Here is a 9,292-nt window from a genome sequence, read left to right on the forward strand (position 1 = left end):
GCATTTTTGGGCGTGCTACGTCCAAGGCACTTTTCGAATGAGTATCCAGATGAACCGCAAGCAATCGCCAAGGGGCATCATCCTTCTAGTCGTCCTCAGTTCGCTAACCTTCTTTAGCGTCCTCATTGCCGCCTACTTGGTTTTCAGTAACCAATCCCGCGAGTCTTCGTTCGCAATTTCAGTGCGAAATGTTCATCAGCCTGATGTAAACGGAATTATAGATGAAGCGTTGATGAAGCTGATTCGTGGGACCAGCAACAGCGATGATCCATTCTTTGGTGAGGATTTGCTTAGCGATTTTTATGGTCGTCGTGACGCACGTGAATTGACGATGGCTCAAGCAGGCGTTGCGCTGGGCACAAGCGGTTTTGCGCGTTTTGACGTCACCGACACGCTAAGTGCCACGGTCGATGATTTGCTTTCTGGGCGTGTTGTTACCTTCCGAAGTGGTGCGTCTTCCAGTGGCGGTACCGCGCATCCATTGGTGCATCGAAGCTTTAGGGTGCTCCGATCGGTGTACGACACAGGTACGACGCAGCACAGAATAATTTTGGATGTGGGTGACGATGTGGACCCGACGGAAGTTCCTGCCGGAACGAAGATCTGGGTAAATGGTGTTCCTCGAAATGCGGCGGGTGTTGGGTATCAAGCCTCCACTAAAAAAATTGATCTCAACGCAACGCCGCAAACATCGTTGGGCGGTCTTACATTGCCCATTGCACTTCAGCCAAATCACCTCAAGCAAGAAATTTCAAAGCTACCCGGTTCGGACACGCAGAGCGACTTCGATGAGGGGTACGATGCGGCCGATTTCAATAACTGGTTCTTGGCGCATAACAGCACGATTTGGAATGACGCAAACAATGATGGCGTTCGTGATGCTTCCGAAGTCACAACACATGTCATCCCATCATTTCACCGACCTTCCGTTATCAATTACATATTGAACGATTCTGCGGCACTTTCCTCACCAAATGACCTCGCGATTTCGATTGCACGTGGCACGTTTCGGCCTGTCCCAATTCATGCCAATCATGCAGGCGGAACAGCAATCAACGAACAGTTTACAGGAGGGAACTCAAACTTTGCTTTACGCGTTCCTCTCGATTTGTCATCTCAAGCGAGGCTAGACCAGTTTGCGAAGTCGTTGATTTCTCCAGTTTCGGGCTGGGATGTCGACAATGATTCTGACGGATTCCCAGAGAGTGTTTGGGTAAACATCGGTCTCCCCTTAATTACCTCGCCTGATGGAAAGCTCTTGCAGCCTTTGGTTGCCCCTTTGATCGAAGACTTAAGTGCGCGTTTGAATGTCAACGCGCATGGCAATTCGCAAGTTGCCACGTATACCACCGCTGGTTTACTCAACTCCAGTGGTGCCGCCTGGGCTGGGACGAATGCTGCAACGCCGCGAAATGTATTTAGAGGACTTGGGTACGGTCCGGCGGAAATCGGACTGCCCTCGGCTGTAGCAGCAAGTTTGGTTTCCGGGCGTTTAGGCACCGATGCACTTCCCGGATACGCCGACGGTGATGGGTTAGACGTTTTGCGTTCGGCGTGGCGCCCAAGCACCCACACTTACAACGGAGCCTACGGATACTCACTCGATCCTTTCGGCAGAGGTGGAGTTGCAATTGGGCGGTCTGGATATCTCGTCGCAGCTAATTCTGGCACCACGATCTCCGCAACTCAAAATGAGAATCTTAACGACCCATACGAATCAGATCCGTCCGGGCGTTTGGCCGGGGACTCAATGCTGACGCACGATGAGTTAGAGGCAGTCCTTCGCAGTAACGATTTTGACATAGACCTGTTGCCTACTCGTCTGCGCTCGATCGTCGCTTCTGTCGCGAATGCTGATCGCATCTTTACGACTGTTAGCAAGTCAGACGAGACGCCGCCGCCAGTTAATTTTGCGACTGCAGCAGCTTCGGCATTCGAAACACTTCGGAGTAGCTTTTTTCCGACAATGACCGACGCGCAGCTAAAAGAGTTGATTGCTCCTGAGATTCGCCTGGGAAGAAAGCTGGATGTGAACCGGCGTTTTGGAAACGGAGTCGATGACGATGGAGACACTCTTATCGATGAACCTGGAGAGGTTCCCGCAACAGGTGTGGCGTCTACGACCAACAGAATCGATGATGATTTCGACGGAACCGTCGATGAGTCAGGAGAACTGGGCGAACCTGCGTTCGCTGTATCTACTACCTCAACATCAACGATTCCGAGTAACTTTACAGGTCAAGAAGCCTTCTACAATCGTGATTCACTCACTGCTGTGAATGGTAAAGAGCTTTTCGCTAGGTATCTTTACGTGTTGATGATGGCGCTCAGTCGGGACTATACGTTCCCTGTCGCTGGGACGTCTACGGATCCGGCAGACTACCATGCGCGTCGATTAGCGCAGTGGGCTGTTAATGTCGTCGACTATCGCGATCCGGATTCAATCATGACTAGGTTTGTCTATGACAAGAATCCGTTCGATGGATGGGACGTGCCTGCAACCGCTACGAATGAGAACACGGTATGGGGGGTGGAGGCGCCGGAACTTTTGCTTACCGAAACACTCGCTTTCCATGACGTGGCAGTGCAAGATACCTCGACAGGCGGTGATAAGGGACCTGACCCAACGGATGATCCAAACACGGATCAATTTGGCCTTCCAACTGGAAGTCTGTTCGTTGAATTATATTGTCCAGGTTCCGATGTCACTGACTCGTCAGTCCGCTCGTACCCACAAGAACTGTACAATAATCAGTATCTCGAGCTTGGTCAGGTGTCTGGTTCCTCTCCTGTGTGGCGTATCGCGATATCTGAGCCACACTATTTTAAGGACATTGCTGTCGAGGGAACGACGCCGCTCACAAATATTGATGCCTCCGCGTCGGCTTGGGACAAGAGGCCGAGTCTTCGCCGGAGAAATGCTGCATTAGGGGAAGCCTACTCTTATTCGCAAGAGGAAAATGAACTAGGGATCACTGCCAGTGCTAACCAATTGAAGTTCGAACGCTACGTGCTATTCACGGATTCCGAATACACATTGGCTGGAATGACAAGTGGTAATACTTTTTATCTCGGGACGGCAGACGCCAACAATGCCGCCGCTCAGTTAGCGCGAGGCCAGTACGCGTGTCTGCTTCCGCGGACGGCAACAACCTTCGGCTATGAGTCTGATAAGACGACACCTAGCAAGCAAGCAATAGCGTACAACGCTACAAATGGTGTCACGCATTTTTCCGCAGGTGCGTCATCAGCGCCGCTATTTGCCATCTCTAGTCAGTTCTCAGTTCCGAAGGCCTTTGTTGCGACCACAACGGCAGGTATTCCGCTTAATGTTTCTGCTCCTCTGACGGGATACGATACAACGGCGAATCCTCTGCCAGCGGATATTCCTTACGACGTTGCCAATGTAGCAATCCCGACCGTCACCACCGGGGCGGATAAAGAGCCCTTTATTGGTACTGTTCCGGAGCACTGCTCGGTCTTTTTGCAGCGTCTCGCCGATCCGACGAGGGCTTGGAATCCAGTCACAAATCCCTACCGGGTCGTTGACTATATGCCTGTCGATCTGAACGTGTTTAGTGGACAGGAACGCCCGAGCGTGTTGGCTCGTACGGATCCAGCAGATGCAGCCACTGAAATCTATGAACCGAAATATCGTCGAAGAAGTCGACAGAAGAACGGCGCGGTATTCGATGCATCTGGAAACCTGTTGCTTGGGCAGGATGTTCTATATTCGTACATTTCCGAATTCGCTAATACGGGTGATGATCAATTCGATAACTACGACACGGATATCGACACATCCGCGGACTTTTTCTCGTTTGCTGCGACGGACGGACACTTTTTCTCATCGCTAGGGTTTTTGAACACTACCCAAACTCCTGTCAATCCATTCTTTGACAATGGCTTTACAGATCCATTTAGGACTGATTTTGGACTTGCGAACCATGATCGTAATTTGCCGAGAACTGGCTTCGCGATTCATCCGTGGTTGAATCGCCCATTCACTTCCCATCATGAGCTAGTGTTGGTGCCAGCGTGCTCTCAAGGACGCTTGTTTGAGGAAATGTCAATTGTGGCAACTGGTGACCCGAGCATCTATCCTGTCGATCCCGTCGATCTTGCACAGTTTTCAGGCGCGTTTCGCCATCTTCTTAACTTCTTTCACAGTGACCGAGATCCAGCAGAAGCAGCAAATTTCGTCCAGCTATTTGATTTTGTGCAGACTACGCCGCCGTATCGAGGCGAAACTGAATATCTGGCTCCAAGTCGAGTTGCAGGAACAGACCTAGAACCATTGTTGAGTCCGCCGTTTAACGTCGTCTCGGAGCGTTCTCGCATCGGCACGTTGAACTTGAACACCATAGCTGATTTTGAAGTATGGAAAGGTTTGATGCAGGGGCATCTCAACACGAACGAGTTCACCTCTCCGTCGGGGGCTGGTACTTCGACTCAGTTGATCTTCGACAACTTATTAGCCAGTCGTAAAGGTTATGGCGTGGGGACTGGTGGGCCCGTAACGGGGACGGCTCCTTACAATTATGACACAGCAAAGTTGGATAGTACCCTTCCAACACAATTCGCTGGGGTTTTCCGCGGATCAAGCCACGCACCGCTCTTTCCGGATTTGCGTGATGCGACGGCATCAGATGATGCGAAGAGACGTCCTGTAAACGGGACGCTGCTTCGTGGGGAGGGAGACCTTAAAACTTCGGATCCGGATCGCGGTGGTACCGCTACGTTGTCTCCATTGTTTGTGCGAAAATCGACGGATCCGCCTCTTGTTGCATCAGGAGCACAGATGGATAGGCAACGGAACGCGTTTATGCGATATCAAACACTAATGCGTATGCCAAACTTGGTCGCTGATAACTCGCAAGTATTCTTAATTCGATTAACTCTCGGATTCTTCGAGGTAGACGCGAGCAATACAAATAATTTAGGGCGTGAGTATGGTGAGTCGACCGGAAAAGCGAGACGATATCAGGCGATGTTTATCGTCGATCGATCGATACCAGTCGGGTTTGTCCCGGGGCAAGACTTGAATGCCCGCGATACTGTTGTCTTCGAGAGGTACTTCCAATGATCGTTATTCCTCAACCGAAAAAGTCGTTCATCCGATACCGGCATGCGTTTACCCTGGTGGAAATGCTGATTGCGATGGCGATTACGCTATTGATGATGGCGGCGGTGGCACGCGCGTTTGCGTTTGTGGGCGAACGGGTGCGCGATAGTCGAGGTAGTTTGGCGTTGTCAAGTGATTTGCGTGACATTACGACACGTCTTAATGACGAACTCCGGCGTTGCACGGTTTCTTTGCGTCCAGTTGGAAACAATGAGCCAGACCCGAATGGGTATTTCCTTTATTCGGAAGGTCCGTGCACTGATGCGACATCGGCACTGTTTGGCCGATACAACTCCACGATCGTCGATGGCTCAACAGTCGCAGAAGACAGCCGATATGGTGATATCGATGATTATCTCGCTTTTACCGCCGTCGCACCGCCGGGCAGTTGGTTCACAGGCAAGGTTCCTGCGTACGTATTGGATTCATCTGTATCGGATTCTACGCCAGTGGTTATTCGTTCGAAGTATGCGGAAATCGTCTATTTCACGAACCCAGAGCGTGATGCAACAGGAAACGTTGTTGACACTGACGGCAACAACTTACCCGATCGGCTTTTGCTCTATCGACGCGTCCTCCTCGTTCGTCCTGATCTCAATTTGGGGACTGGCGGTACCGTTCTAGGTCTGTCGCCGGGTACGGACTGGCTGACTGGATTGGCAGACATTCATCAACTTTGCGACCTCTCGGTGCGCCGTAGCTTGAACGTGAACGGCACGCCAAATTTGAACACTTCTGCGACCGTAGTTGCGAATTCGTTGAGCGACCTTGCACAACCACACAATCGGTTCGGTCACGTGAGGATTCCGTGGGGCTCGGCGACGGTAACCCCCGGCGCCGTGGAAGCAGGAGATACATCGATGCCGATACTGGCGTTGGAAGACCCGATTAATCTGATCACGAGTGTCACCGATGGTACATCATCCACTCCTTCATACCGTCCGCCTGATAGTGATACGGTAACGGAACCGGTAGTGACGCCGATGAAATGGTCCGGCTATCTTCGTCGAGAATTCGTTCTGGCTGGAACCCGTAAAGGCGAAGACGTCATTGCGAATAACTGTCGGGCATTGGACGTACAGATTTTCGATCAAAACGCTGCGTTCTACCTTCCGACATCCAACTTGGTTGTTGGGCCAGGGGATGCGGGATACCGAGAGGTGCTGGACGGAAGTGGGGCATTGCCCCCACTGGTTCCCGGCGGCGGTTTTGTCGATTTGGCGTACCCCGTTCTTGCTGGTGGACCTACGCGAGGGTGGCAATCTCGGAGTATTGCAACAGGAGAGGCCACCTATGCCGCGTTAACTGGTGGCGCACGGGCCGCAAATCTCCAGTCCGACTTTTCGGGGCTCGAGTTTAAAGATGCAGCTGGTAATTCAACAGTTAATACGTTTCCACCATTTGCCCAACGTGCATACTCGAATTCGTTGCTAAAGTCGGGACGCTTGGTAATTAATACGGCAAATGAAATTGTTCTATTCCAGCCGGCTTTCGATACATACACATCGGCGTATGAACGTGATGGTTTTTATCAGGGACGAAGATTTCAATCGGCATTGTATCGTGGGACGGCTTGGTACGAGTTGCTCGCATCAGAGGCTTATATTACTGATTTGGCTGCAGACGGACTCGACTCGCCAGCCACCCCCAGTTCCGCTCCTCCGTCTCCTACAATTTTGCCGATGTTCCCGGATTCTCCTGGTACCGATGATATTGATGAAAGGGAAACGTCAGCTCCGTTCACAATGAAACCTGAAGCGGTACGAATAACAGTTCGTTTGGAGAATGTCGCTACACGGCAGTTGCGGCAGTTGTCTGTCGTTCATCGGGGCGATCGATAGTTTTTGGCTTGATGACGCTACCTCGATGTGCGTCGCAGTCTTACGCGAATTCGCTCTACCGATCTGGACGATTGGTCACGACGGGTGCCAATACGATCGCACTCTTCCAGCCGGCGTTTGATACCTTTACGTTGTGGTACGAACGCGACGGCGTCTTGCAGGGACGGGTGAGCAACTCGATGGAAGGCACGCGATGGTCGACCACCACTGGCGCTAGCGCTGATCTCGGTGCTGATGGGCTCGATGGGGATGGAATTTATGGTGGTGGAATTGCGTCGGTCGCGGGGCGGTATGGTGCCGATGACTTGGGCGAACGCGAGACGCTGCCGCCGTTTACGGACACGCCCGAAGCGATCAACGTCTCGGTCCGTCTCGAAAACCCGACCACTCGCCAGATCCGACAAGCGAGCGTCACTATCCGAGACTAAAGGGACAACGTCACGCTAACCCTGTTGGTTGTCCGCTGGTGTTTGGCCGAGGATGATGTCGAAGTTGCAGGACCACTCGCCGATCTTTGACTCGGCTAGTTTGTGGAAATCGCCCAGCAACAGATCGCGGTACTTCGTTTCACGGACTTGGCGAAAAACCCCGTCGCGTTCGTTGCCCGCATGGCCACGAATGAGAAGCTGTGTCGTGCAGCAATTCATGCCCGTTCTGATCGCCGCAAAAATAGGTGCGAATGCTGGCTTCAAAAGTTTTATTTAAATGAGACGATCGCTCAATTCTTACGCCATCAATTGCTATATTGATTCAATCGACCGATGTCTGCATGAGCATCGGCCGAGTGGTGCGGGCGAAAATCACCCAAACATAGTTTTTGAGAAAGCCTACGATGTCGATGGTTGAAACGGAGTATCAACGCAGAATTGCGGCGATGTCTCCCAAAGAAAAAATAGCCGCGTCAATGCGGATGCTTCAGTGGACACGGCAACGGCTGGCTCGAGAAATTACCGCTCAACATGGCGCAGTTTCGTCGGAAAGGCTCCGGTGGCTCGTGGCACTGCGAATGTACGGAGACGATCCGGTCATCCGAAAATTGATCGAGAAAAGGCTGCATCTTGTTCCCAATTGAAGATTTTCGCACGACGCTCGAAAAGATGGTGTCCGTTCTTCAGTTATTCTCAATCGACTTCCACCTAACCGGAGGAATCACTAGCATCACCTACGGAGAACCGAGGCTGACGCAAGACGTTGATATCGTGAAGGCTGGCATGTTCCCATTGTCTCACGAGTCGACGCGGCCGGCTCCAAGCTGATTTGGATCAGCAAGGGAAGCCACAAGAGCCGACGGGATTTGAGAAAGCTATTCGCTCAGTCGAGTGCTAATGATCAAGCGGCCATTCAAGCGACCGCTCACCAATTGGGGCTGGGGAGTCTGCTGACTGAAGTCTTGAGTGAATCAGACGAAATTGCTTGACGATAATCACAGAACGCCTACTCAGCCGCTAGCCTTCCTTTGTGTCCGCTGGTGTTTGGCCGAGGATGATGTCGAAGTTGCAGGACCACTCGCCGATCTTTGACTCGGCTAGTTTGTGGAAATCGCCCAGCAACAGATCGCGGTGCTTGGTGTCACGGACTTGGCGAAAAACCCCGTCGCGTTCGTTGCCCGCATGGCCACGAATGAGAAGCTGTGTCGTCAACAATTCATGCCCGTTCTGCATGACTTTGATGTGGATGTGGGGCGCCGGACGACCGGGGTATGGCACGGGCTTGATTGTCCGGAATCGATAACCGCCGTCGGACGCCGTTTCGAATTTACCATAGCCCTGGAAATTCTGATCCTGCTGCTCCTTCCTGCGGTCACTGTCGCGCGAGTGCAGGTACACCGCGTTGGCGTCACACTGCCAAATTTCAACCGATGCCCCGCGTACCGGCGTTCCAGCGACTGTGAGCACACGACCGGTCAAATGCGTGATCTCACCTACCGCCGGCGTGGTGCTGTCGCGGATCAAAATCAAATCGTTGTCTTGGTCGAGCGGCAATCGATCGGGATAAAACGGACCCTCGGTCAACCGAGGTGTCGGCTTGAGCAACTCGTCGGCAAATGCACCCGGTGTCGTAAAAAACACCGCACCGCCCGCGGCCATCACCGAGCGCCGCGAAACGTAACGTGAACGCAATGACATGATTTCTGTCCTTTTTAAAACAAGCAATAGCCCACTCATCACCCCGAACCGATCCTCTCATCATCCCAAATCCAGCCGAATCATTCCACAACAATCCGCCCAACTGCTGCGTTTCGACCACGAGGCAAGTGTGGGAGCTGGGAGCTGGGAGACGGGAGACGGGAGACGCGGAGACGCAGAGACGTAACCGTTCACCAGAA

General features: G+C 52.4%; 5 protein-coding genes. 3 read left to right on the forward strand and 2 right to left on the reverse strand.

Going from position 1 to position 9,292, the window contains the following annotated elements; genetic code table 11:
- The first annotated feature begins 49 nt into the window (after nucleotides 1-49).
- Genes NB063_RS14165 through NB063_RS14175 form a run of 3 tightly spaced genes read left to right on the forward strand, consistent with a single transcriptional unit; the run spans nucleotide 50 to nucleotide 7,394 of the window.
- A complete protein-coding gene (locus tag NB063_RS14165) occupies nucleotides 50-5,086 on the forward strand; it encodes a hypothetical protein (RefSeq protein ID WP_250929387.1) in 5,037 nt (1,678 codons plus the stop codon).
- Nucleotides 5,083-6,966, forward strand: a complete 1,884-nt coding sequence (locus NB063_RS14170) for a prepilin-type N-terminal cleavage/methylation domain-containing protein (protein WP_250929388.1) — start codon at nucleotides 5,083-5,085, stop codon at nucleotides 6,964-6,966. Before NB063_RS14165 ends, NB063_RS14170 begins: the two co-directional genes overlap by 4 nt.
- A gap of 11 nt (nucleotides 6,967-6,977) precedes the next feature.
- On the forward strand, nucleotides 6,978-7,394 hold the full coding sequence (locus NB063_RS14175) for a hypothetical protein (RefSeq protein WP_250929389.1): 417 nt from the start codon (nucleotides 6,978-6,980) through the stop codon (nucleotides 7,392-7,394).
- A gap of 15 nt (nucleotides 7,395-7,409) precedes the next feature.
- Here the strand turns inward: NB063_RS14175 and NB063_RS14180 are convergent, their stop codons facing one another.
- On the reverse strand, nucleotides 7,410-7,613 hold the full coding sequence (locus NB063_RS14180; RefSeq protein WP_250929390.1) for a hypothetical protein: 204 nt from the start codon (nucleotides 7,611-7,613) through the stop codon (nucleotides 7,410-7,412).
- Nucleotides 7,614-8,411: 798 nt separating this feature from the next.
- Nucleotides 8,412-9,092, reverse strand: coding sequence for a protocatechuate 3,4-dioxygenase (locus NB063_RS14185; RefSeq protein ID WP_250929391.1), 681 nt, complete (start codon nucleotides 9,090-9,092; stop codon nucleotides 8,412-8,414).
- Between the last annotated feature and the right edge of the window lie 200 nt (nucleotides 9,093-9,292).

Origin of the sequence: Aporhodopirellula aestuarii (genome assembly GCF_023701485.1) — a bacterium.
Taxonomy (GTDB): Bacteria; Planctomycetota; Planctomycetia; order Pirellulales; family Pirellulaceae; genus Rhodopirellula; species Rhodopirellula aestuarii.